Genomic DNA, 23,151 nt, shown 5'->3' with positions numbered 1-23,151 from the left:
GACCACGACGCCTTCGACGATCTCTCCGGCATTCGGGAGAGGGACCGCAGCCCCTGGCACCGGATTATAGGAAGCGATATCCAAGAAAACTCTCACCCGCGGATCCCCCTCAAATTTCAGAAACACGCCGAAGGGAAACCTCGCCTCCACCTCACCCTGGAGTCGCGATCCGATGGGATGGAACCTCTTCACAGCTTCCCAAAATGAGTCTGCCATCACCGATGCCGCTTTCGCCAGTACTGGTTCAAATCCTCCACAACATCATTCGGTATCTCCAGCTCCGTCAGTGGTCCACCTTCGTAAGGTTTCTCATAGCCTTTATACTTCGCCAGATAGTCTGCCAGCGGGATCCTGACCTCGATCACCCCTTCACCATAGTGCTTGGCGTAGATCTCAGCCAGCTGCCTCTGTTTGGCAAAATAGACCAGCCCGTTCATATACGGGTCTCCAGGACCGCCAGGGAAGTGTTCCTTCAAGAATCCCTGCAACTCCTGAATTTCCCCTTGCCCCCTCTGGGGAGCTTTAAAAAGAGGGACCGAATCGCCGTCTTCTTCCGGGCACGTGTCAGGTGCGAGACCAAACGCGTCCGTCCAGACATGCGGATTGTCGACGTACGCAACCGGGTTGGGTGCGGGCGCCAGGCCCAGGGGGTCCGGGGTGAGGTAGCGGGCCGTTTCGGGGTCGTAGGTGCGGAAGTAGTTGTGGTGGAGGCCCGTTTCGGGGTCGTAGTACTGGCCCGGGAAGCGGAGGGGGGTGTAGGCCGTTGCCTTGCGGGGCCAAGTGGTGGCGCCCCACAGGGTGGACCTCGTGTGCCAGGCGATCGTGCCGTCTTCGGCTACGAGTTCCTTCGGGGTGCCGATCAGGTCCGTGACGATCGCGAAGAAGCGTTCGTCGACGCCGTTCGACTCGGTCTGGGTGAGCGGGTGGAGACCGTTGTGGGTCCAGGAGAGGGTGACCTGGTCGGCGGTCTCCTCGCAGAGGGTGGTGCCGTCCCAGGTGAAGTGGGTTGTTTCCGCGATCTCGCCGGAGGGAGTCAGGCGGTGTTTGGCTATTCGGCGGCCCAACGGGTCGTGGACGTAGCGCCAGGCCGTGCCGTCCGGGGTCACCACCCCGGTGAGCTGGTCCTCCGCGTTCCACTCGTAGTGCCAGGTGTCCGGCTTGCGGGAGAGGCGGGTCTTCTGGCGGAGGGTGGTGCGGCCGAGGGCGTCGTGTTCGTAGCGGACCGAGCCGGCCCGGGTGATGCGGGTGCCGGAGTATTCGCGGGTGCCCTGGGCCTCGGCGCCCGGGTGGCGGTCCGGCCAGGAGGCTGATGTCTGGTTGCCGGCCGCGTCGTACGTGTAGCGCTCCTGCCACGACGGTGCCTCGACTGCCGTGACGCGGGCCGCCGCGTCCAGGGTGAACGTGCGGTGGCCGGAGAGGAGATCGTCCAGTTCCGTGAGGGCGCCGTCCGCGCGGTAGGCGTATCCCCGCCGCTGGAGCGTGCTGCCGTCGCGCGTGGCGAGGTGCTGCGTGGTGAGGCGGCCCGCCTCGTCGTAGGCGTGGGTGAGGGTGACCGTGTCGGAGAGGGTGCGGGTCACCTCCTGGCCCGCCGCGTCGTGGTCGAAGGTGAGGGTGCGGCCCGATGTGGTGAGGGAGACTCGGCGGCCGGCCGCGTCGTACGTCCAGGCCGAGTGGGCGCCTGACGGGGTCGTACGTTCCGTGCGGCGGCCCAGCTCGTCATAGGCGTATCGGACCGTGCGGCCGTTCACCGTCTCGGAGACCAGGCGGCCGTGGCGGTCGCGGAGTCGGGTGAGCGTTGCTTCGGGACTGCGTGCCTCGGCCAGTTGGTCGGCCGTGTCGTACTCGTAGGTGGTGGTGCCGTCCCGCGTCGTCTTGCGGGTGATCTGGCCGAGGGCGTTGTGCTCGTACGTCGTCGTGGCGCCGAGTGCGTTCGTGCGGGAGGTCAGACGGCCCGTCGGGTCGTACCCGTAGGTGAGGGTGCGGGCGTCGAAGTCCGTCTCGGCCGTGAGGCGGCCGGCCGGGTCGTACGCGTACGTCCAGGCGCGGCCCTCGGGACCGGTGACCGAGGTGAGGCGGAGCTCCGCGTCGTGGGTGAAGGCGTACCGGACCCCGTCCGGGCCGGTGCGGGTCGTGAGGAGGTCGAAGTCCCCGTACGTGCTGGTGGTCACCCCGCCCGCGCGGTCGGTGTGGGTGAGGCAGTTGCCCTCGCCGTCGTACGTCCAGGACTCCGTCGCGCCGTCCGGATACCGGCGGGCGACCAGGCGGCCCTCCACCGTCCAGGTCAGACCGGTCGTACGACCGAGGGGGTCGGTCAGGGTGACCGTGCGGCCGAAGACGTCCCGTCGGCAGCCGGAGACGGCCCCCAGCGGATCCGTCGAGGCGACGGGCAGGCCGGCCGCGTCGGAGGTGATGCGGGTGACCGCGCCCAGCGCGTCCGTCACCGTCGTGAGATGGCCCAGGGCGTCGTACGCGAAGTGCGTCGTCGCACCGGTCGAGGTGGTGAAAGACGTGCGGTTGCCGCGGTCGTCGAAGGTCTGGCGCAGGGCCGTCCCGTCCGGGTGGACGACCTTCACCGGGAGGCCGAGGTCGTCGTACTCGGCGCGGCTGGAGCGGCCGTCGGGACGGGTCACGGAGACCAGGCGGCCCTCCGCGTCGTACGCGCACGTGGTCGTGTGGCCCAGGGGGTCCGTGCGGGTCAGGAGGCGGCCGTGGGTGTCGTGCGTGTACTGCGTGGTCGCGCCCAGCGGGTCCGTCTCCGCGATCACGCGGAAGCGGCGGTCGACGAGGTAGCGGGTGGTGTGGCCCTCGGCCGTGGTGAGGGTGGTCGTGCGGTGGCCGGTGGCCGGGTCCGGGTCGGAGTAGGCCAGGGTGATGGCCAGGTGGCCGGCCGCGCCGCCCTCCGCGATGCAGCGGTCGCGGTCGTCGTACGCGTACTCGTAGCGGCTGTTGTTGGTGTCCGTCCAGGACGTGATGCGGGCGCGGTCGTCATAGGTGAAGCAGAGCGGGCGGTCCGAGGAGTTGGTGACCGAGGTCAGGTTCCGGTTCTCGTCCTCGTAGCCGTACGCGAGGATGCGCGGGCCGCCGGTCACATGGAGGGCCGTGATCCGGCCGTCCTCCACGACCAGTCGGAGCTGGTAGCCGCCGCTGTGGGTGAGTGCGAGCGGGGTGCCGGACTCGTCGTGGTCGAAGGTGATGGAGTTGCCGTTGCGGTCCGAGATCGCGTCGATGCGGCCCTCGGCCGTGAAGTGGCGGGTGTGGCCGGTGTCCGGGTCCAGGAGGGCGTAGGTGCCTTCCGGAGTGCGGAACAGCGCGCGGCGGAGGGCGCCGGTGAGCGGGAGGACCGGGAGGCCGGGCGCCGGGTGCGGGTAGGTGAGGAGCAGGCCGTCCTCGGAGACGAAGACGATGCCCTCGGCGTCGATCTCCAGGTGCTGGTCGACCGTGGAGGACCAGGACGGGCCGAACCAGCGGCCCGCCGTGTACCCGGACTCGGCGCGCCGGGTGAAGACCAGCGGCAGCGTGCCGGGCAGGAGGATGTCCGTCTGCGGCAGGTACATGCGGCCGGTGGCCAGGTCGACCGGGTCGGTGCCCTTGCTGTTCTTCTCGCCGTCCGGCTTGTTGCTCGCCTCCGGGCCGTCCTTGTCCACCGAGGTTCGGCCCTTGCCGGGGGCGTCGTCGGCGCCCTTCGCGAACGTGCCCGCCTTCTTCGCCCCGCCCGCGCCCTTCGAGCCGAGCAGTTCGGGGAGGAGTCTGCCGACGCCCTCGTTCGGATCCTTCATGAACTCGTCGAGCATGGTCCTGCCGGTGCCCAGCGGGTCGTTCACCGCGGTCAGCAGGCCGGTGACCGTCGAGTTGAGGTTCGTCAGGTACTCGTGTGGATGACCGATGTTGTACGGGTCCGAGGGGTTGAGGGAGCGCCCGAAGGAGACCAGGCCGGCCGTGCCCTTGAGGAGGCCGCCGCCCAGGTGGTTCTTGGCGATGTCGGCGTAGTCGAGGCCGTCCTTCAGCTGTGCCGCGTACGAGGGCTTCTCCGGGGCCGCGTCGCGGGCCGCGCGGATCGCCGTACGCGCCGTCTCGGCCACGTCGTTGCGCTGCTTGCGGGCGGAGTCCAGTTTGTCCTGGGCTGCCTCGGCCTTCGCCTTGCCCGGGTCGGTGAAGGCACCCGGGCGGGGCGGCAGCGGATCCTTCTTCGCCTTGATGGCGCCGTTGTACGCGTCGACGTTCTTGTTGTGGGCGTTCACGGCGTCCTCGGACGCCTTCCGGGCCGCCTTGTACTCGTCGAGCGCCTCCTTGGCCTGGCCCTGCGCCCATTCCACGGTCTCGGCGAAACGATTCAGCGCGTCGGCGGCCTTTCCGCACGCGTCCGCCGCCTTGAACCATTTCGGCGGTTCCTTGGCGACCGCCTCCCTGAAGGAGTCGGCCGACTTGCCCTTCAGCCCGTCGCCCTGCATGCCCTTGAGGCCGTTGCCGACGGCCGTGAAGGAGGTCTGGAAATCCTTGAGGTGGGCCGCCTGGGCGCGGATCTTGGAGACGCTGCCGTAGACCAGCCTCTTCGGGTCCTCGGTCTCGCCCAGTTCCAGCTCGGCGACGTCGGCACCGAGCCGGTTCGCGGCCGAGCGGCTCTTGTCGCGGACCCAATCGCCGGCATCGTGCAGACCGACCCGGTCCGCCGCGTTCGCGGTCTTGTCGCCCGCCCATTCGACGAGGTCGCCGACGTCCTCGGCCCGGTCCTCGCCCCACTTCTCGACCTTGTCGGGTACGAGGTCGCGCCAGCCCATCAGTCACGCCCCCCGTTGTCGTCCCCCGCCACATCGAGCAGGTCCTTGAGGGAGCCGATCCGGCCGTTGTTCTTCACCTCGTTGCCGGTGTCCTCCCAGTTCTTCCCCATGTCGTCCCACGCCTTGCCGAAGTTCTCGGTGCTCCAGTCCGGCTTGTAGACCTCCCACGGCGGCTTCGCGAAGTCGCCCCATGCCTTCTTCTTGACCTCGTCCTCGCTCGCGTACGGGTTGCCGTAGAGGGAGTTGACGAGGACCTTGAACGATCCGTGCCGGTACTGGTCCTCCTCCCAGAGGGTGCCGGCGGCGATGCCGAGGCGGGCCGCCAGACCGCTGGCGTCCTGGACGAGGGCGCGCACCCCCCACTCCCAGCGCTCGCAGAAGTCCTCGAAGTCCGTGGCGAGGCCCGCGTGTCCGGTCTCCATGCCGGTCATCGACAGATCGCTGAATCCGGCACCCATGGAGGCACCGCCGGCGTCCGCCCCGGATTCCCGCAGTTCCGAGATCGCCGCGCGCAAACCGCTCTGTACGCCCTGAACGGCCTGCTCGGATATCTGGAGTTCGTCGTCGCCGCTCATGGTGCGCTTCCCCCGTTCCGGGGATGATCGGCATTCCCCGGCGCACACCGTACTCACGCGATGCAATGGCGAACAAGTGAACGGCCGGTCACCCACAGGTGGGTGACCGGCCGTCTAAAACCTTCTGCCGAAGGCGGGTTGAATTACGCCCAGGTGATCAGGCGCTTCGGGTCCTCCAGGACCGCCGCGATGTCCGCGAGGAACTTGGAGCCCAGTTCGCCGTCGATCAGGCGGTGGTCGAAGGACAGCGCCAGGGTGGTGACCTGACGCGGCTTCACCTTGCCCTTGTGGACCCACGGCTGGAGCTTGATCGCGCCGACCGCGAGGATCGCGGACTCGCCCGGGTTCAGGATGGGCGTACCGGTGTCGACGCCGAAGACGCCGACGTTGGTGATGGTGAGGGTGCCACCCTGCATGTCGGACGGAGAGGTCTTGCCGTCCCGGGCCGTGGTGACCAGGGAGGACAGGGCCTCCGACAGCTCCGGCAGGGTCTTGGCGTGCGCGTCCTTGATGTTCGGGACGATCAGACCGCGCGGGGTGGCCGCGGCGATGCCGAGGTTCACGTAGTGCTTGAGCACGATCTCCTGGGCCGCCTCGTCCCAGGACGCGTTGACGTCCGGGTTGCGGCGTACGGCGATCAGCACGGCCTTGGCGATGAGCAGGAGCGGGTTGATCCGCAGCCCGGCCATGTCCGGGTCCTGCTTCAGGTCCGCGACCAGCTTCATCGTCTTCGTGATGTCGAAGGTGATGAACTCGGTGACGTGCGGGGCGGTGAACGCGGAACCGACCATGGCCTGGGCGGTGACCTTGCGGACGCCCTTGACCGGGATACGGGTCTCCCGCGCGCCGGACTCCACGACCACCGGGGCCGGAGCCGCGGCAACCGGAGCCGGGACGGCCGCCTCGGCCGCGACCGGGGCCGGGGCCGTCGCCGGCGCGGCCGCGGCGGCGGCCGCCGCGTGCACGTCCTCGCGGGTCACGACGCCGCCCTCACCGGTGGGGACCACCGTGGCGAGGTCGATGCCGAGGTCCTTGGCGAGCTTGCGGACGGGCGGCTTGGCCAGCGGGCGCTCACCGGTGGTGAGCAGCGCGGTGTAGCCGTTGCCGTTGCCCACACCGTTGCCGTTGCCGTTCAGGACGGTGGCCGGCGCCTGGTACGCGGGAGCCTCCACCACGGCGGCCGCAGCTGCCGCGGCCGGGGCCTTGCGGGGCCGGCGCTTCGTGGAGCCCTGGGCGACGCCGTAGCCGACCAGGACCGGCTGGCGGCCCTCCGGGGCCGGCTCCTCCGCCGCGGCGGGGGCGGCCGGAGCCGCCTGGGCCTGTGCGGCCGGAGCGGAGTCCGCCGGAGCGGGCTCGCCGCCGGCCACGTCCACGGTGATGATGACCTGGCCGACGTCGACCGTCACGCCCTCGTCGAAGCGCAGCTCGTGCACCACGCCGTCGAACGGGATCGGCAGCTCCACGGCCGCCTTCGCGGTCTCCACCTCGCAGACGACCTGGCCGTCGGTGACGGTGTCACCCGGCTGGACGTACCACTTGAGGATCTCGGCCTCGGTGAGCCCCTCGCCCACGTCGGGCATCTTGAATTCGCGGATCGTCACAGCGGCTCTCCTCAGAACGCCAGCGAGCGGTCGACGGCGTCGAGCACGCGGTCCAGTCCGGGCAGGTACTCCTCCTCCACCCGGGCCGGCGGGTACGGGGCGTGGAAGCCGCCGACCCTCAGCACCGGGGCCTCCAGGTGGTAGAAGCACCGCTCCGTGATGCGGGCGGCGATCTCCGAACCCACGCCCAGGAAGACGGGCGCCTCGTGCACCACCACGAGCCGGCGGGTCTTCTCCACCGAGGCCTGGACGGTGTCGAAGTCGACCGGGGACATCGACCGCAGGTCCACGACCTCGACCGACTTGCCCTCCTCGGCCGCGGCCGCGGCCGCCTCCAGGCAGACCTTCACCATCGGGCCGTAGGCGGCCAGGGTGATGTCGGTGCCGGTCTGCGCCACGCGCGCCTTGTGCAGCTCGCCCGGGATGGCCTCGACGTCGACCTCGCCCTTGTCCCAGTAGCGCCGCTTCGGCTCGAAGAAGATCACCGGGTCGTCGCTCTGGATGGCCTGCTGCAGCATCCAGTACGCGTCGGAGGGGTTGGACGGGGAGACCACCTTGAGGCCCGCCACGTGGGCGAACAGCGCCTCGGGGGACTCGCTGTGGTGCTCGACGGCGCCGATGGCACCGCCGTAGGGGATCCGGACGACGACCGGCAGCTTGATCTTGCCCAGGGCCCGCGCGTGCATCTTCGCGAGCTGCGTGACGATCTGGTCGTAGGCCGGGAAGACGAACCCGTCGAACTGGATCTCCACGACCGGCCGGTACCCGCGCAGCGCGAGGCCGATGGCGGTGCCGACGATGCCGGACTCGGCGAGCGGGGTGTCGATGACCCGCCCCTCGCCGAAGTCCTTCTGCAGGCCGTCGGTGATCCGGAAGACACCGCCCAGCTTGCCGACGTCCTCGCCCATGATCAGGACCTTGGGGTCCGTGTCCAGGGCCTTGCGCAGCGACTCGTTGAGCGCCTTCGCGATCGACATCTTCTCGACAGCCATGATCAGTGACCCTCCTCGAACGAAGCGAGGTAGGCCGCGAACTGGGCGCGCTCCTCGTCCACCAGCGCGTGCCCGTCGGCGTAGATGTTCTCGAACATCGACATCGTGTCGGGGTCGGGCATGTTGCGTACGGCCTCACGGACCCGCTTGCCGAGGGCCTCGCTCTCCGTCTCCAGCGACTCGAAGAAGGCCTCGTCGGCGCCGCCGGTGGCCAGCAGGTGGGCCTTGAGGCGGGCGATCGGGTCCTTGGACTCCCAGGCGGCCCGCTCCTCGTCCTGCCGGTAGCGGGTCGGGTCGTCGGAGGTGGTGTGGGCGCCCATGCGGTAGGTGAACGCCTCGATCAGCGTCGGGCCCTCGCCCTGGCGGGCCCGCTCCAGGGCCCAGCGGGTCACGGCCAGGCAGGCCAGGACGTCGTTGCCGTCGACGCGGACGCCGGGGAAGCCGAAGCCCTGGGCGCGCTGGTAGAGCGGCACGCGGGTCTGGCGCTCGGTGGGCTCGGAGATGGCCCACTGGTTGTTCTGGCAGAAGAACACCACGGGGGCGTTGTAGACCGCCGAGAAGGTGAAGGCCTCGTTCACGTCGCCCTGGCTGGACGCGCCGTCGCCGAAGTAGGCGATGACCGCCGAGTCGGCGCCGTCCTTGGCCACGCCCATCGCGTAACCGGTCGCGTGCAGCGTCTGCGAGCCGATGACGATCGTGTAGAGGTGGAAGTTGTTGGTGGTCGGGTCCCAGCCGCCGTGGTTCACCCCGCGGAACATGCCCAGCAGGTTGGTGGGGTCGACGTCGCGGCACCAGGCCACGCCGTGCTCGCGGTAGGTCGGGAAGACGTAGTCGTCGTCGCGCAGCGCGCGGCCGGAACCGATCTGCGCGGCTTCCTGGCCGAGCAGCGACGCCCACAGGCCCAGCTCGCCCTGGCGCTGCAGGGCCGTGGCCTCGCCGTCGAAGCGGCGGGTCATGACCATGTCGCGGTAGAGCCCGCGCAGGTCCTCGGCTGTGATGTCGGAAACGTAGGAGAGAAATTCCGCGTTCGCCGCGTTCTCGCCGTCCTCCACCAGACGCCCTTCCGGCGTCAGCAGCTGTACGAGCTGGGGCTCGGCACTCTCGGCACCGGTGCCGGCGGCCTTGCGGGCGCTCGCCCCGGCCGCTGCTCGCTTGGTGCTGCTGCTGCGTCGCGGCTTGCGCGCGGCAGTGCTCTCCACGGTCACGTGTGCTCCTCCGTCGGTCCGGCACCCGGGTTCTCCGGGAACCAGTGCGGCTTGCCTGGTCCGTAACCCGCGCACGGGGTGGGTGCGACTCGTCCGGGAAACAGGCGTGACAGGTGCCCCGGCGAGTGCCCTGCGAAAAGCACGTTACCCAGTGCGCCCCGGAACAGCGAAACCCCATTTGACCTGGGATTTTGCTTTGATTTCCAAGTAAATCCGGGGTGACCCGGAACAACCACTGGTCACAGCCTCGCAGGGGGCCGGAACAACGGCACGTTATCCCGGGTAACTCCGGCAGGGAAGAGGTGAGTGTGTGAAGATGACTTCGTGCGCGAAGACGGAAAAATCAAGGTATTTCTCCTGGACGACCACGAAGTGGTCCGACGAGGCGTCTACGAGCTGCTGTCCAGCGAGGGCGACATCGAGGTCGTCGGGGAGGCCGGTACGGCCGCCGACGCCCTGGTCCGGATTCCCGCCACCCGGCCCGACGTGGCGGTGCTGGACGTACGGCTGCCGGACGGCAGCGGCGTCGAGGTCTGCCGCGAGGTGCGTTCGCAGAACGAGCAGATCAAGTGCCTGATGCTGACCTCGTTCGCGGACGACGAGGCCCTCTTCGACGCGATCATGGCGGGTGCCTCCGGCTACGTGCTCAAGGCCATCCGCGGCAACGAGCTGCTGGGCGCGGTGCGCGACGTGGCGGCCGGCAAGTCCCTGCTGGACCCGGTGGCCACCGCGCGGGTGCTGGAGCGGCTGCGCGACGGCTCGCGCACCAAGGGTGACGAGCGGCTCGCCAACCTGACCGAACAGGAGCGGAAGATCCTCGACCTGATCGGCGAGGGCCTGACGAACCGGGTGATCGGGGAGCGGCTGCACCTGGCCGAGAAGACGATCAAGAACTACGTGTCGAGTCTGCTGTCGAAGCTCGGGATGGAGCGGCGGGCGCAGGCGGCGGCGTACGTGGCGCGGCTGCAGGCCGAAAAACGCTGACGCTTCGCGGGCGGGGCTTCAGCGGGGCCCCAGAGGGGGTCCAGAGGGGGTCCAGAGGGGGTCCAGGGGACGTCGGGCCGGTGCGGCGGCCGGGCTTGAGACGGCCCGAGCGCGGCGCGAGCCTGGGCCGGGCCGGGCGCGAGCGGGCTTCGAGCGCATGCCCACGCGGCGTGGGGTGAAACGGGACCAACGTCCTCGATCGGCGGGGCAAGATCCTCTTTTGCGGGGGTGGGCACGTCGCCGAGAGTGGGCTCATGTCTCCGGAGGAACGCCACGCCCTCGCGCTGCTGTGCCGGGTGCCGTACGGCCGGGTGGCCACCAGCATGCGCGCGCTGCCCTTCCTCGCCGTCGCCCGCCACGTCGTGGCGGACGGCAGGGTGGTGCTGAGGATGCACGCCGGTTTCGGCCACCACCAGGCGTGCACCGGCAGTGTCGTCGCGTACGGCGCCGACAACTTCGGCTCCGGTGAGCCCCTGCTGTGGTCGGTGCAGTTCACCGGGTTCGCGGAAACCGTCGAGCCGACCACCGCCGAGCTGGAACTCTTCGGCCCGGGGCCGCACTTCGTGCAGGGCGAGCCCTTCGCCCCCGTCTACCTGCGCGTCGAGCCGCAGTTCGTCACGGTGCACCGGCTGGACGGCAGCCCACGGGCGCACCGGGAGCTCCGGCACGCCCTGTGAGCGTCACGGCGCGTCGGGGTTCTCCGGGCCGCCCGTCTTGGGCGGCGACGGCTCGCCCGACGGCTTGGTCGACGGCTTCGTGGGCGTCGACGGCTCCCCGCTCGGGTCTCCGCTCGGCTCGCCCGACGGCTCCCCGCTCGGCTTCGTGGAGGCCGAGCTCGACGTGGACGGGTTCGGCGAGAACGACGGCGAGTAACTGCGCGTACGGCCCGAGGTCGGCGGCGTGTAGGTGTTCTGGTGCTGCCGCGAGGGCTCCCGCGTCTCCGGCGTCTCCTCCGGCTGCGGCTGCTCGCCGCCCGGGGTCTCCTTCTGCTGGCTGGCCGTCGGGTTCTGGCTGACCGGCGTACCGCCGCCCGGCGACTTGCCGGAGCCCGCCTTGTCGATGGCGAAGACCACGCCCGTGCCGATCGCGAGCACCGCGAGGGCGGCGAACAGCCACGCCTTCCAGCGGCCCCGGCCACGGCCGTTGCCGTACGCGTCCCCGTGGCCGCCGGCGCCACCGTCGTAGTAGCGGCCACCGCCACCGGGGAAGGCCGAGCCGTCGTCCGGGTTCAGCGGGGGCACCATCGGCTGCTGGAACTGCGAGGTGGCCCCGTGCGACGGGTAGCCCGGCACGGGGCCGGTGCCGGGCGCCGGCATGGCGGTGGTGACCGCCGGACCCGGGCGGTGCGGCAGCGCCATGGCGACCGGGCCGGTGTTCCAGGTGCCGGTGTTGCCGCCCTGCTCCTGGAGCATCTGCAGGGCGTACTGGACCAGCCCGCGCATCTCCTCGGCGCTCTGGAACCGGTCGTCCGGGTCCTTGGCCAGCGAACGCATCACCAGACCGTCGAGCTCGGGCGGCAGTCCGGGCGCGATCTGGGACGGCGGCACCGGGGCGTCCTGGACGTGCTGGTAGACCACCGAGAGCGGGGTCTCACCGGTGAACGGCGGGCGCAGCGCCAGCAGTTCGTAGAGCAGACAGCCGGTCGCGTACAGGTCGCTGCGGTGGTCCACGGCCTTGCCGAGGGCCTGCTCCGGCGACAGGTACTGCGGGGTGCCCATGACCATGCCGGTCTGAGTCATCGTCGACTGGGCGCCGTGCAGGGCGCGCGCGATGCCGAAGTCCATCACCTTCACCGCGCCGCCGTTGGTGATGATGACGTTGGCGGGCTTGATGTCGCGGTGCACGATGCCGTGCTGGTGCGAGTAGGCGAGCGCCTCCAGCACGCCCGAGACGATGATGAGCGCCTGCTCCGGGCCCGGGGCCTCGGCGCTGATCAGCAGGTCCCGGATGGTGCGGCCCTCGACGAGCTCCATCACGATGTAGGGGACGGTGTTCGGACCGACCCGGTCCTCGCCGGAGTCGTACACGGCGACCACGGCGTGGTGGTTGAGGCCGGCCACCGACTGGGCCTCGCGCGTGAACCGGGCCTTGGAGACCGGGTCCTCGGCGAGGTCGGCGCGCAGCAGCTTGACGGCGACCGTGCGGCCCAGGCGTACGTCCTCGGCGGCGAACACCTCGGCCATGCCGCCGCGGCCCAGCTTGTGCGTGAGCCGGTACCGGCCGTCACCGACGATGCCGCCCGCGCCCCAATGGACAGGATCCTCGGCCATCCCGGCGCCATCTGCCTCGGGTTCGGGTGCCATCAGTCCTCGCCGTCGTTTCTGTCGGGCCGCGCACGCGGGGCTCTCGTTCGGGGTGTTCCCATGAACGCTACAGCCTTCCGGACGGTCACTGTTCGGGCATGAACGTGCCGTGACCGCATGACAACCGCGCGGTCACGGAAAGGGGACCTGGCTTGACGTGTGCTTGCCCTCCGGCAGACTGGGCGCGACACAAGAGTGGGCGAGGGGAAACAAGAGGATGAGCCAGGACGGCGCCGAGGGCCGGTACGCAGGCCGTTCCCTGGCCGGTGGGCGTTACCAGCTAAGGGATTTGCTGGGCGAGGGCGGCATGGCGTCCGTATACCTCGCCTACGACGCGGCGCTCGACCGCCAGGTGGCGATCAAGACGCTGCACAGCGAGCTCGGCCGGGAGGCTTCGTTCCGCGAGCGGTTCCGCCGCGAAGCGCAGGCTGTAGCAAAACTGTCGCACACGAACATCGTCTCGGTCTTCGACACCGGTGAGGGCGACCTGGACGGCACGATGATGCCGTACATCGTCATGGAGTACGTCGAGGGCCGGCCGCTCGGCTCGGTGCTGCAGGCGGACATCGCCCAGTACGGCGCGATGCCGGCGGACAAGGCGCTCAAGGTGACCGCCGACGTGCTGGCGGCGCTGGAGACCAGCCACGACGTCGGCCTGGTGCACCGTGACATCAAGCCGGGCAACGTGATGGTGACCAAGCGCGGCGTGGTCAAGGTGATGGACTTCGGCATCGCCCGCGCGATGCAGTCCGGCGTCACCTCGATGACCCAGACCGGCATGGTGGTCGGCACCCCGCAGTACCTGTCCCCGGAACAGGCGCTGGGACGCGGCGTGGACGCCCGTTCCGACCTGTACTCGGTCGGCATCATGCTGTTCCAGCTGCTGACCGGGCGGCTGCCGTTCGACGCGGACTCGCCGCTGGCCATAGCGTACGCGCACGTGCAGGAGGAGCCCGTGGCTCCGTCCTCCGTCAACCGGTCGGTCTCGCCGGCGATGGACGCGCTGGTGGCGCGGGCACTGAAGAAGAACCCGAACGAGCGCTTCCCGTCGGCTGCGGCGATGCGCGACGAGATCGCGCGGGTGCTGTCGGCCGGTCAGACCGCCGCACCGATGATCGTCCAGGGCGGGCCCGTGAACAGCGGGGCCGGGGTCGGCTCGGCGGTGTTCCCGCCGGTGGACTCCTCACTGCCGCACCCGCCGCCGCAGGCCGTGCAGCAGCCGTACCAGCCGTACCCGCCGCAGCAGCACACCCCGCCGCCGACGCCGGCTCCGATGCAGCAGCCGGGGTATGCGTACCCGCCCCAGCAGCAGCACACGCCGCCGCCGATGCCGCAGCAGGTGCACCAGCAGCAGCACCAGCAGGGCTACGCGCCGCAGGCGCCGCAGACGCCGCCTCCGTTCAACATCTCGCCGGTAACGCAGCAGTCGGCGCCGGCCGGACGCGCGGCCGACGGGCGCAACATGCCGGTGGTCGTCGGCGCCATCGCGGTGGCGCTGCTCGCCATCGGCGGTCTGATCGCGGCCATCAGCATGAACGGCGATGACGACCCGTCGGACAACAACGCGCAGGGCGGCTCGGGCGCCCCGGCGACTCCGGGTGCGTCGGGCGGCGCGGCCAAGCCCGGCTTCAAGGGGCCGGACGAATCGCGCACCATCGACCCGACGAAGTGCAGCGAGGCGAGCAAGTCCTGGGACGACCCCAAGAAGGTCAGCGCCCCGGACTTGCGCTACAAGAACCTGAAGTCGGTCAAGGCGTGCATCCAGGCGGCCGGCTGGAAGGTCAAGACGCAGGAGCGCGACGAGGCGGTGTACGGCAAGGACACGGTGCTGGAGCAGCTGCCGGCGCCGAGCACCGCCGTGGACAAGGCAGGCGCGGAGTTCACGCTGGTCGTCTCCACCGGCAACCCGCAGTAGGTCCGCCGGCCCGCGTCCCGGGTACCCCGCCCACGGGGCGGGCCCGGGACGCGGGCTTTTTTCGCACACGTTTTCGCGTGCAGAGGTACCGGAGGGTTCCGGGTGCCGCTTTTGCCCTGATATGTGAATCTGAGCCTGACATCTCGGCTCGCCCCGGACCCGTCCGGGGGGACTCCGTGACGGGAGGGCTCCCCGTGACTCGACTCCGCGTGCTGCGCAGGCCCGCCGCGGTCGCGGTGCTCGGCTGCGCCCTGCTGCTGCCGGCGGTCTCGGCGTTCTCCGCTTCGCCCGGACCGTTCGGCGAGGCGGCGTACGCGATCCCGTACGCCGCCTCGCCGTACGGTCCCGCCGCGTACCGCCCGGCCGCCGACGACCCCTCCGCCGCCCCGATCAGTGACGAGGAGCTGCGGGAGCTGGCCGGCAGCCCGGCCGGCGCCGGGCGGGAGCGGCCCGGCCGGGCCGCCGACGCGCCCGCCAACCCCGAGGTCGTGGTCGCCGTACGGCCCGTCGCACCACCCCGGCTGGAGCGGCTGGAGCGGCTGGACCACCCGGAGCGGCCGGACCTCCCGGGACGCCCGGAGCGGCCGGCCAGGCCGGACCGTCCGGGGCAGCCGGAGCAGCCGGGACGGCCCGAGCAGCCGGACCGGCAGCCGTCCGTTCCCCGCACCGAGGACGACCCTCCCGCCACGACCCTCGGCACCGAGGCGGACGCCCGGGCGGCCGATCTGGCGGCGCACATACTGCCGCTGGGCACGGGGCTCGCCCTGATGGGCCTGGGGCTGGGATTCATCGGAGTCCGACTGCGGCGGGACTGACCGTCCCCCTTGAGATGTAGGCCGCTGGGCGGTTGTCCCGCTCGACATACTCGGTATACATACTGAGTATGTCGATCCGCCACGGCCTCCTCGCCCTCCTGGAACGCGGCCCCCGCTACGGCTCCCAGCTGCGCACCGAGTTCGAAGCGCGCACCGGTGCCACCTGGCCGCTCAACGTCGGCCAGGTCTACACGACCCTGGCCCGCCTGGAACGCGACGGCCTGGTCGCCCCCGGCGGCGAGGACGGGGCCGGCCACACCCTCTACGCCATCACCGACGCCGGCCGTACGGAGCTGCGCTCCTGGTACGGCCGCCCCGTCGACCGCACCAGCCCACCGCGCGACGAGCTGGCCATCAAGCTCGCCATGGCAGTCGGCGCCCCCGGCGTGGACATCCGCGCCGTCATCCAGGCCCAGCGGCACGCCACCGTCCAGGCCATGCAGGACTACACCCGGCTCAAGGCACAGGCGCTGGCCGCCATCGAGAGCGGGAAGTCCCACGAGCGCGACGACCTGGCCTGGCTGCTCGTCCTGGAACAGCTCATCTTCCAGACCGAGGCCGAAGCCCGCTGGCTCGACCACTCCGAAACCAGGCTCGTACGGCTCGCCGCCCTCACCGGCAGGACCGTTACGGCCATGAACACCGCGGGACCGGCCACCGACCCAGCCGCCACGCCCGCCTCACCCGGCTCGCCCGACTCACCTGCCACCGCACCGCACACCATTCGGCCCGCCGCCCGCACGCCGCGCGGCTGAACCGCCCCAGGGGGACCCTCACATGCGCGACCCGAACCACTCCCGGCCGCAGCCGGTACTGCAGCTCCAGCAGCTCACCCGCACGCACGGCACCGGAGCCACCGAGGTGCACGCCCTGCGCGGCATCGACCTCGACGTGCACCCGGGCGAACTCGTCGCCGTCATGGGCCCGTCCGGGTCCGGCAAGTCCACGCTGCTCACCCTGGCCGGAGGCCTGGACCGGCCCACCGGCGGGCGGGTGATCGTCGAAGGAACCGACATCACCACCGCGAACCGCAAGCAGCTCGCCGCGCTGCGCCGGCGCAGCATCGGCTACGTCTTCCAGGACTACAACCTCATACCGGCGCTCACCGCCGCCGAGAACGTGGCGCTCCCCCGCGAGCTGGACGGGATCTCCGCACGCAAGGCCCGGGTCTCCGCGCTCGCCGCGCTGAAGGAGATGGGCCTGGCGCAGCTCGCCGACCGGTTCCCCGACGAGATGTCCGGCGGCCAGCAGCAGCGGGTGGCCATCGCCCGCGCCCTGGTCGGCGACCGCCGCCTGGTGCTGGCCGACGAGCCCACCGGCGCCCTGGACTCCGAGACCGGCGAGTCCGTGCTCGCGCTGCTGCGGGCACGCTGCGACGCGGGCGCGGCGGGCATCCTGGTCACCCACGAACCGCGGTTCGCGGCCTGGGCCGACCGCGTGGTCTTCCTGCGGGACGGCGCCGTGGTCGACGAGACCGCCCGTACCGGGGCCGACACCCTGCTCTCCGGGCAGGCGGCCGGCCGGTGAACTCCTGGTACCACTCCTGGATCGCGGCCATCCGGATCGCCCGGCGAGACGCCTGGCGGTCCAAGGGCCGCAGCTTCCTCGTCCTGTCGATGATCGCGCTGCCGATCCTCGGCGTGAGCGCGGCCGACCTGACCCTGCGCAGCGCCGAACTCAGCCCGGCGCAGCGGATGGACCGGGTACTCGGCGCGGCCGACGCCAGTCTCCGGGACGCGGGGCTCGGCGGCCCGCTGCTGCAGGCCCCGGACGGGGAGAACTACTCGCCGGTCGGCGGGTTCGACGACCGCAAGCCGATCCGGCCGGGCTCCGAGGCCCCCGTCGACCCCAGGGCGGCGATGCCCGCCGGCGCCCAGTCGGTCAAGGACAGCAACGCCGGCGCCCGGCTCCGTACCCGGCACGGCATCCTCGACGCGACGCTGCGCGAGCTGGACACCCGCAGCCCGCTGACGAAGGGCCTGTTCACCCTCGACCGCGGCCGGCTGCCCGAGCAGCCGGGCGAGGTCGCGGCCACGCAGCACTTCCTGGAGTCCGCCGGCCTGTACGTGGGCTCCACGGTGGTGCCGCGCGGCGCCGAACACCTCAAGTACAAGATCGTCGGCGCCTATGAGCTCCCGGACAGCCTCAAGACGGACGAGCTGCTGGCCCCGCCCGGCACCTTGCTGACCCCGCTGGACAAGGCGCTGGTCGGGGCCGGACTGCAGGGGATCACCGCCGACGACCGGTACCTGGTCAAGGTCGGCGGCGAAGGTTTCACGTGGAACATGGTCCAGCAGGCCAACGCCAAGGGCGCGGTGGTGCTCTCCCGCGCGGTGGTGCTCGACCCGCCCGCCGACTCCGAGGTCCCGCTGTACCGGCAGGAGCCGGACCGGAACTTCGGGATGAGCGACGCCGGCCGGGCGATCGCCCTGGCCATGGCCACCACCATCGTCGGCCTCGCCATGCTGGAGATCTGCCTGCTGGCCGGGCCCGCCTTCGCGGTCGGCGCCCGCCGGTCACGCCGCCAGCTCGGCCTGGTCGGCGCCAACGGCGGCGACCGGCGGCACATCCGGGCCATCGTGCTCTCCGGCGGCCTGGTCATCGGGGCCGCGGCCGCGGTGGTGGGCTCGGTGCTCGGCATCCTGCTGACCGTCGCGCTCCGGCCGCTGCTGGAGCAGCAGCTCGGCAACCGCTTCGGCGGCTGGGACGTCCGCCCGCTGGAGCTGCTGGGCATCGCGCTGGTCGCCGTCCTGACCGGCCTGCTGGCCGCGATCGCCCCGGCCGTCACCGCCTCCCGGCAGACCGTGCTGGCCTCGCTCACCGGCCGCCGCGGGGTCCGCAAGGCCGGCCGGGTGCTGCCGGTGCTGGGCCTCGTCGCCATCGCCCTGGGCGTGGCCGTCGCGCTGTACGGGACCGCCGCGGACATGGGCTACATGGTGGTGGCGGGCGGCAGCGCGCTGGCCGAGCTGGGCCTGGTGGCGCTCACCCCGGTGCTGGTCGGCCTGTTCGGCCGGGCCGGCCGGTGGCTGCCGCTGTCGCCGCGGCTCGCGCTGCGCGACGCCGTGCGCAACCGGGGGCGTACGGCGCCCGCGGTGGCCGCGGTGCTCGCGGCGGTGGCCGGCACGGTCGCGGTCGCGACGTTCCAGCAGAGCCAGGAGGCCCAGGGACGGCACGAGTACCGGGCCACCCTTCCGCACGGCGTCGGCTCCATGAGCTCCGTCCAGGGCAACGACTTCCGCGAGGTGCCCGCCGCCCGGCAGGCGCTCTCCCGCGAACTGCCGGTCGCCGTACGGGCGGACACCGACCGGATCGTGGTCGGCCGACCGGGCTGCGATGCGTGGTCCGGCGAACCGGGGTGCGGGCAGGCCGAAATCCTCGTGCCGAAGGAGCAGCGGTGCCCGCTGTGGGAGGGGAAGGGGCCCGAGAGCTTCACCCCTGAGCAGGTCCGCGCGTTCCGGCAGGACTGGCGGTGCAAGGAGCGTGAGAGCTTCACCGAGTACGGCACCCTGGTCGCGGACGAGAAGCTGCTGAGCACCCTGGCCATCACCGATCCGGCGACGGTGCAGGCGCTGAAGCAGGGCAAGGCGGTCTCCTTCGACCGGCGGAACGTCAAGAACGACAAGGTCACCCTGCGCCTGGTCACCGACCGGGAGAAGGCCGACGAGGCGTCCATGCGGGGCGAGGACCCGCCGGGCCAGGACAAGGTCTTCCCCGTGCACCTGGCGCCGGAGTCCGCGAACTCCTACGGCATCGAGCTGGTCCTGCCGCCGTCCGCGGCACGGGCGGCCGGGCTGAAGACGGTGCCGTACGGCTCGTACTTCACCCTCGACGCCAAGCCGAGCAGTGAGCAGCGCCAGCGCCTGGAAGGCGAGATCGACCGGATCGGCGCCGAGATCGGCGTGCACATCGAGAACGGCTACCAGGGCGACGACAGCCTGGTGCTGCTGGCCCTGGGCGTGTTCGCGGGCCTGGTCACCATCGGCGCGGCCGGCATCGCCACCGGGCTGGCCCAGGCGGACGCCGAGGCCGACCTGAAGACGCTGGCCGCGGTGGGGGCGCCGCCGCGGGTCCGGCGGACCCTGTCGGGCTTCCAGTGCGGGGTGGTCGCGGCCATGGGCGTACTGCTCGGCTCGGCGGCCGGGGTGCTGCCGGCGATCGGCCTGCGGCTCACCGAGCGGCGCGAGCAGATCGGGTTCTGGGAGGAGGGAGTGGCGCGCGGCTGGGGCATCAACACCCCGAAGCCGTTCGTCCCGGTGGTCGTGCCCTGGGAGACGCTGGCGGCCCTGCTGGTGCTGGTCCCGGTGGGAGCGGCCCTGCTGGCGGCGCTGGTCACGCGTTCGTCGGGCGTCCTGGCCCGCCGCGCGGCGGGCTAGGCGTGGGCTAGGCGGGCGCTCACCGGCCACCCCACAGGCCGCCATATCCCCACAATCCGGACGGGACACGCCCACATGCCCCCTGGGAGGTTGGATCACCCCTCCCAGGGGGCACACCGTGTGACAACGAAGCTGTGGGAGAGAATGGCGGCATGGAGATGCCGAGGAGTGAACGGTCGCAGGACAACCCCCCGCAGGTCCTGATCGTGGGCCAGGACGGGACGGCGGTCGGCGGCGCCGATGACGAGTCGCGCGAGGTCCCGGTGACGGAAATGGTCGAACAGCCAGCCAAGGTCATGCGGATCGGCAGCATGATCAAGCAACTTCTGGAAGAAGTCCGCGCTGCACCTCTGGACGAGGCCAGCCGGGTCCGCCTGAAGGACATCCACGCCTCCTCGGTCAAGGAACTCGAGGACGGCCTGGCCCCGGAACTGGTCGAGGAACTGGAGCGCCTCTCGCTCCCGTTCACGGACGAGGCCATCCCCTCGGAAGCAGAACTGCGCATCGCGCAGGCCCAGTTGGTCGGCTGGCTGGAGGGCCTGTTCCACGGCATCCAGACGGCCCTGTTCGCCCAGCAGATGGCCGCCCGCGCCCAACTGGAGCAAATGCGCCGGGCCCTGCCGCCGGGCGCCCCGACGGACGACGACGAAGGCCACGGCCCGATCCGCTCGGGCGGCCCGTACTTGTAACCCCCCGAACTCCGCCCCCGAGGGGGCGGAGTTCTTCTTTGGGCGACCTCGGCGGCGATGGGTCCGGGGCGGCCCCGGGGCGAGGAGTAGCCCCGCGGGGGGCGGGGCGCAGCCCCAACAGACCGGAGCTCAGCCTCAGGGGAGCCCGGGGCACAGCCGAGCAGCTACCTGGGGCGCAGCCCCGAGGGGCCGGGGCGGAGCCCCGAACGGCTCGTGGCGGAGCCCCAACGGGGCTGGGGGACGCGGCCCGCCGAGACCCGGACGCAGCCGCGCAACACCCCCGGGGCGGAGCCCGACGGGGCCCGGGGCGGAGCCCCGAAGGGGCCGGGGCGCAGCCCGAAGGGGCCGGGGCGCAGCCCCGAGGGGGCCGGGGCGCAGCCCCGGTTTCGGGAAGGGGCGGGGTGGGGAACGGCCCCGCAGGGAACGGACCGCCCCGGGACGGCGTACCGCTCGGGTAAGGGCGTGCGCCGAGCGGGACTTCAGGCGGCCATACTCGAGCACATGAGCTACGACGCCATCGTCCTCGCAGGCGGCGCAGCCGAACGGCTGGGAGGGGCCGACAAGCCCGGCCTCAGCGTCGGCGGCCGAACCCTCCTCGACCGCGTGCTCGCCGCCTGCGCGGACGCCCGCCGCACGGTCGTCGTCGGCCCCCGCCGCCCCACCGCCCGCCCCGTGACCTGGACCCGCGAGTCCCCGCCCGGCGCGGGCCCGCTGGCCGCACTCGACGCCGGTCTCCGGCAGAGCACCGCCGAGCTGGTGCTCGTGCTCTCCGCCGACCTGCCGTTCCTGGACCGCACGGCCACCGTCGCACCCCTCCTCACGGCCGGCCGCACCGCGGCCGACGGCGCCCTGCTCCGCGATCCCTCCGGCCGCGACCAGCCCCTCGTCGCCGTGTACCGCGCCGAGCCGCTCCGCCGCGAGATCGCGTTCCTGGCCACCGAGCACGGCACCCTCGCCGGCCTGCCCCTGCGCGCCCTCCTCGCCGAGCTGGACCTCACCCGCGTCCCCGCCCAGCCGCTCGCCTCCTTCGACTGCGACACCTGGGACGATCTCGCCGCCGCCCGCGCCCGGATCAGGGAGCATGGGAACGTGCTGGACGAATGGATCACCGCCGTCAAGAACGAGCTGGGCATCGACGTCGACGTCGACACCAAGACCCTGCTCGACCTCGCCCGCGACGCCGCCCACGGAGTCGCCCGGCCCGCAGCGCCGCTGACCACCTTCCTCATCGGCTACGCGGCCGCCCAGGCCGCCGCGGGCGGCGCCGACCCCGCCGAGGCGGTGACCCGTGCGTCCCGGCAGGCCTCGGAGCTCGCCCTGCGCTGGGCCGCCGAAGCCGGGACCGAGCCCGCGGGTGATTCCGGATGACCCCTCCGCACGCCCCCGGCTCCCCGGCGGAACGCGACCTCGACGAGGCCCTGCTGCACGCCGTGGGCCTGGGCAGCCCGCTCCCGCCGGCCGACCGGGAAGCAGCGGCCACACCGCCCACCGCCTCCAGCCCCGGCAACGGAAACGACGCCGGAAACGGCGACGACGACAACGGCACCGGCACCGGCAAGGCCTCCCGCACCCGCGGCGGCAGCCCCGGCCCTGTCCCCGACCCCGCCCGCCGCCCCCGCCGCGAGCCCACCCACGAGCAGGCCCTCGACCAGGCCCTCGCCCTGGTCGCCCGTACCCCCGACACCGGCGGCCACCGCGCCGCCCCCTGGGCCCGCGCCCGGGACCTCGCCGGGCGGGCCGGAGCCGGCCGCCCGGACCGCACGCACCGGGTCCCGCTCGCGGACGCCCTCGGCGAAGTGCTCGCCGAACCGCTCGACGCCCTCACCGACCTGCCCTCCTTCGACACCTCCGCCATGGACGGCTGGGCCGTCTCCGGTCCCGGCCCCTGGGCAGTCCGCCCCGGCACCCCCGCCCTGGCCGGAGCCGAGGAGCCCGCCCCGCTCGCCGACGGCGAGGCCGTGCCGATCGCCACCGGCGCCCGCGTCCCCGCCGACACCACCGCCGTGATCCGCAGCGAGCACTCCCGGACCGACGAGGCCCAGGGCCGCCTCTACCCGCGCCGCGAGGTGATCGCGGGCCAGGACATCCGCCCCCGCGGCCAGGAGTGCCGCACGGGCGACCGGCTGCTGCCCGCCGGGGCCCGCGTCACCCCCGCCGTGCTCGGCCTGGCCGCCGCCGCCGGATACGACGAGCTCGACACCCGCCCCCGGCCGAGCGTGGAGGTCCTGGTCCTCGGCGACGAACTGCTCACCGAGGGCCGCCCGCACGACGGCCTGATCCGGGACGCCATCGGCCCGATGCTCGGTCCCTGGTTCGCCGGGCTCGGCGCGGAGGTGCTCGGCACCCGCCGGCTCGGCGACGACCCCGCGGGCGCCGAGGAACTCCACCGCGCCCTCACCGACTCGCCGGCCGACCTCGTGGTCACCACCGGCGGCACCGCCTCCGGCCCGGTCGACCACGTGCACCCCGTGCTCCGCCGGCTCGGCGCCGAGCTCCTCGTCGACGGCGTGGCCGTCCGCCCCGGCCACCCGATGCTGCTGGCCCGCCTCACCGCCGGCCGGTTCCTCGTCGGCCTGCCCGGGAACCCCCTCGCCGCCGTCTCCGGACTGCTCACCCTCGCCGAACCGCTCCTGCGCGCGCTGGCCGGCCTCGCGCCACGCCCCCACTGGACCGCCGCCGTGCGGGACGACGTACCGGGCCACCCCCACGACACGCGGCTGGTCCCCGTGGTCCTGACCGGCGACCTCGCCGTACCGCTGCGCTACCACGGCCCGGCCATGCTCCGCGGGGTGGCCGCCGCCGACGCGCTGGCCGTCGTACCGCGCGGCGGCGCACGGGCCGGCCAGGAACTGGAGGTCCTCGAACTGCCCTGGAGCGCCGGGACGGGAGAGTGGTCCTCCCACGGGTGGTACCACCGGTGAAAC

At 72.2% G+C, this 23,151-nt stretch carries 16 protein-coding genes; 10 read left to right on the top strand and 6 right to left on the bottom strand.

What is annotated here, in order from left to right; translation table 11 throughout:
* Positions 1–215: 215 nt before the first annotated feature.
* The 5 genes from AC067U_RS10460 to pdhA all read right to left on the bottom strand — a co-directional run bounded on the left by AC067U_RS10460 (position 216) and on the right by pdhA (position 9,148).
* Positions 216–4,775 (bottom strand): putative T7SS-secreted protein, encoded by a 4,560-nt coding sequence (locus tag AC067U_RS10460; RefSeq protein WP_478829235.1) that lies wholly within the window; start codon positions 4,773–4,775, stop codon positions 216–218.
* Positions 4,775–5,350 (bottom strand): hypothetical protein, encoded by a 576-nt coding sequence (locus tag AC067U_RS10455; RefSeq protein WP_478829234.1) that lies wholly within the window; start codon positions 5,348–5,350, stop codon positions 4,775–4,777. The genes AC067U_RS10460 and AC067U_RS10455 overlap by 1 nt, the downstream gene beginning before the upstream one ends.
* 143 nt (positions 5,351–5,493) lie before the next feature.
* A complete protein-coding gene (locus AC067U_RS10450) occupies positions 5,494–6,951 on the bottom strand; it encodes a dihydrolipoamide acetyltransferase family protein (protein ID WP_478829233.1) in 1,458 nt (485 codons plus the stop codon).
* Between the two features lie 11 nt (positions 6,952–6,962).
* Entirely contained in the window at positions 6,963–7,943 is a 981-nt protein-coding gene (locus tag AC067U_RS10445; protein ID WP_478829232.1) for an alpha-ketoacid dehydrogenase subunit beta, read from the bottom strand.
* 2 nt (positions 7,944–7,945) lie between these two features.
* Positions 7,946–9,148 (bottom strand): pyruvate dehydrogenase (acetyl-transferring) E1 component subunit alpha, encoded by a 1,203-nt coding sequence (pdhA, locus tag AC067U_RS10440; protein ID WP_478829231.1) that lies wholly within the window; start codon positions 9,146–9,148, stop codon positions 7,946–7,948.
* 324 nt (positions 9,149–9,472) lie between these two features.
* Between pdhA and AC067U_RS10435 the strand changes: the two genes are divergently transcribed.
* Entirely contained in the window at positions 9,473–10,132 is a 660-nt protein-coding gene (locus AC067U_RS10435) for a response regulator (protein ID WP_478829230.1), read from the top strand.
* Between the two features lie 254 nt (positions 10,133–10,386).
* Complete coding sequence (locus tag AC067U_RS10430) at positions 10,387–10,809, top strand: pyridoxamine 5'-phosphate oxidase family protein (protein WP_478829229.1); 423 nt, start codon at positions 10,387–10,389, stop codon at positions 10,807–10,809.
* A 3-nt stretch (positions 10,810–10,812) separates the two neighbouring features.
* On the opposite strand, the gene AC067U_RS10425 is transcribed toward AC067U_RS10430, so the two are convergent.
* The gene (locus tag AC067U_RS10425; protein ID WP_478829228.1) at positions 10,813–12,435 is read right to left on the bottom strand and encodes a protein kinase domain-containing protein; all 1,623 of its coding nucleotides are present in this window, start codon (positions 12,433–12,435) and stop codon (positions 10,813–10,815) included.
* 217 nt (positions 12,436–12,652) lie between these two features.
* Between AC067U_RS10425 and AC067U_RS10420 the strand changes: the two genes are divergently transcribed.
* The 8 genes from AC067U_RS10420 to AC067U_RS10385 all read left to right on the top strand — a co-directional run bounded on the left by AC067U_RS10420 (position 12,653) and on the right by AC067U_RS10385 (position 23,148).
* On the top strand, positions 12,653–14,350 hold the full coding sequence (locus tag AC067U_RS10420; RefSeq protein ID WP_478829227.1) for a protein kinase domain-containing protein: 1,698 nt from the start codon (positions 12,653–12,655) through the stop codon (positions 14,348–14,350).
* Between the two features lie 194 nt (positions 14,351–14,544).
* Positions 14,545–15,165, top strand: coding sequence for a hypothetical protein (locus tag AC067U_RS10415; RefSeq protein ID WP_478829226.1), 621 nt, complete (start codon positions 14,545–14,547; stop codon positions 15,163–15,165).
* Positions 15,166–15,233: 68 nt separating this feature from the next.
* Positions 15,234–15,920 carry a PadR family transcriptional regulator gene (locus AC067U_RS10410; RefSeq protein WP_478829225.1) on the top strand — a complete coding sequence of 229 codons (687 nt, stop codon included), beginning with the start codon at positions 15,234–15,236 and terminating at the stop codon, positions 15,918–15,920.
* 22 nt (positions 15,921–15,942) lie between these two features.
* Positions 15,943–16,692 (top strand): ABC transporter ATP-binding protein, encoded by a 750-nt coding sequence (locus AC067U_RS10405; RefSeq protein ID WP_478829224.1) that lies wholly within the window; start codon positions 15,943–15,945, stop codon positions 16,690–16,692.
* The gene (locus AC067U_RS10400; RefSeq protein WP_478829223.1) at positions 16,689–19,538 is read left to right on the top strand and encodes an FtsX-like permease family protein; all 2,850 of its coding nucleotides are present in this window, start codon (positions 16,689–16,691) and stop codon (positions 19,536–19,538) included. The genes AC067U_RS10405 and AC067U_RS10400 overlap by 4 nt, the downstream gene beginning before the upstream one ends.
* 152 nt (positions 19,539–19,690) lie before the next feature.
* On the top strand, positions 19,691–20,227 hold the full coding sequence (locus tag AC067U_RS10395; RefSeq protein WP_478829222.1) for a bacterial proteasome activator family protein: 537 nt from the start codon (positions 19,691–19,693) through the stop codon (positions 20,225–20,227).
* A 501-nt stretch (positions 20,228–20,728) separates the two neighbouring features.
* A complete protein-coding gene (locus AC067U_RS10390; protein ID WP_478829221.1) occupies positions 20,729–21,595 on the top strand; it encodes an NTP transferase domain-containing protein in 867 nt (288 codons plus the stop codon).
* Positions 21,592–23,148, top strand: a complete 1,557-nt coding sequence (locus AC067U_RS10385) for a molybdopterin molybdotransferase MoeA (protein ID WP_478829220.1) — start codon at positions 21,592–21,594, stop codon at positions 23,146–23,148. The genes AC067U_RS10390 and AC067U_RS10385 overlap by 4 nt, the downstream gene beginning before the upstream one ends.
* Positions 23,149–23,151: the final 3 nt, after the last annotated feature.

It is taken from the genome of Streptomyces sp. NPDC043853 (genome assembly GCF_056436025.1).
Note: the sequence above shows the minus strand (reverse complement) of the source record. Positions and strands in the feature narration are given on the sequence as shown.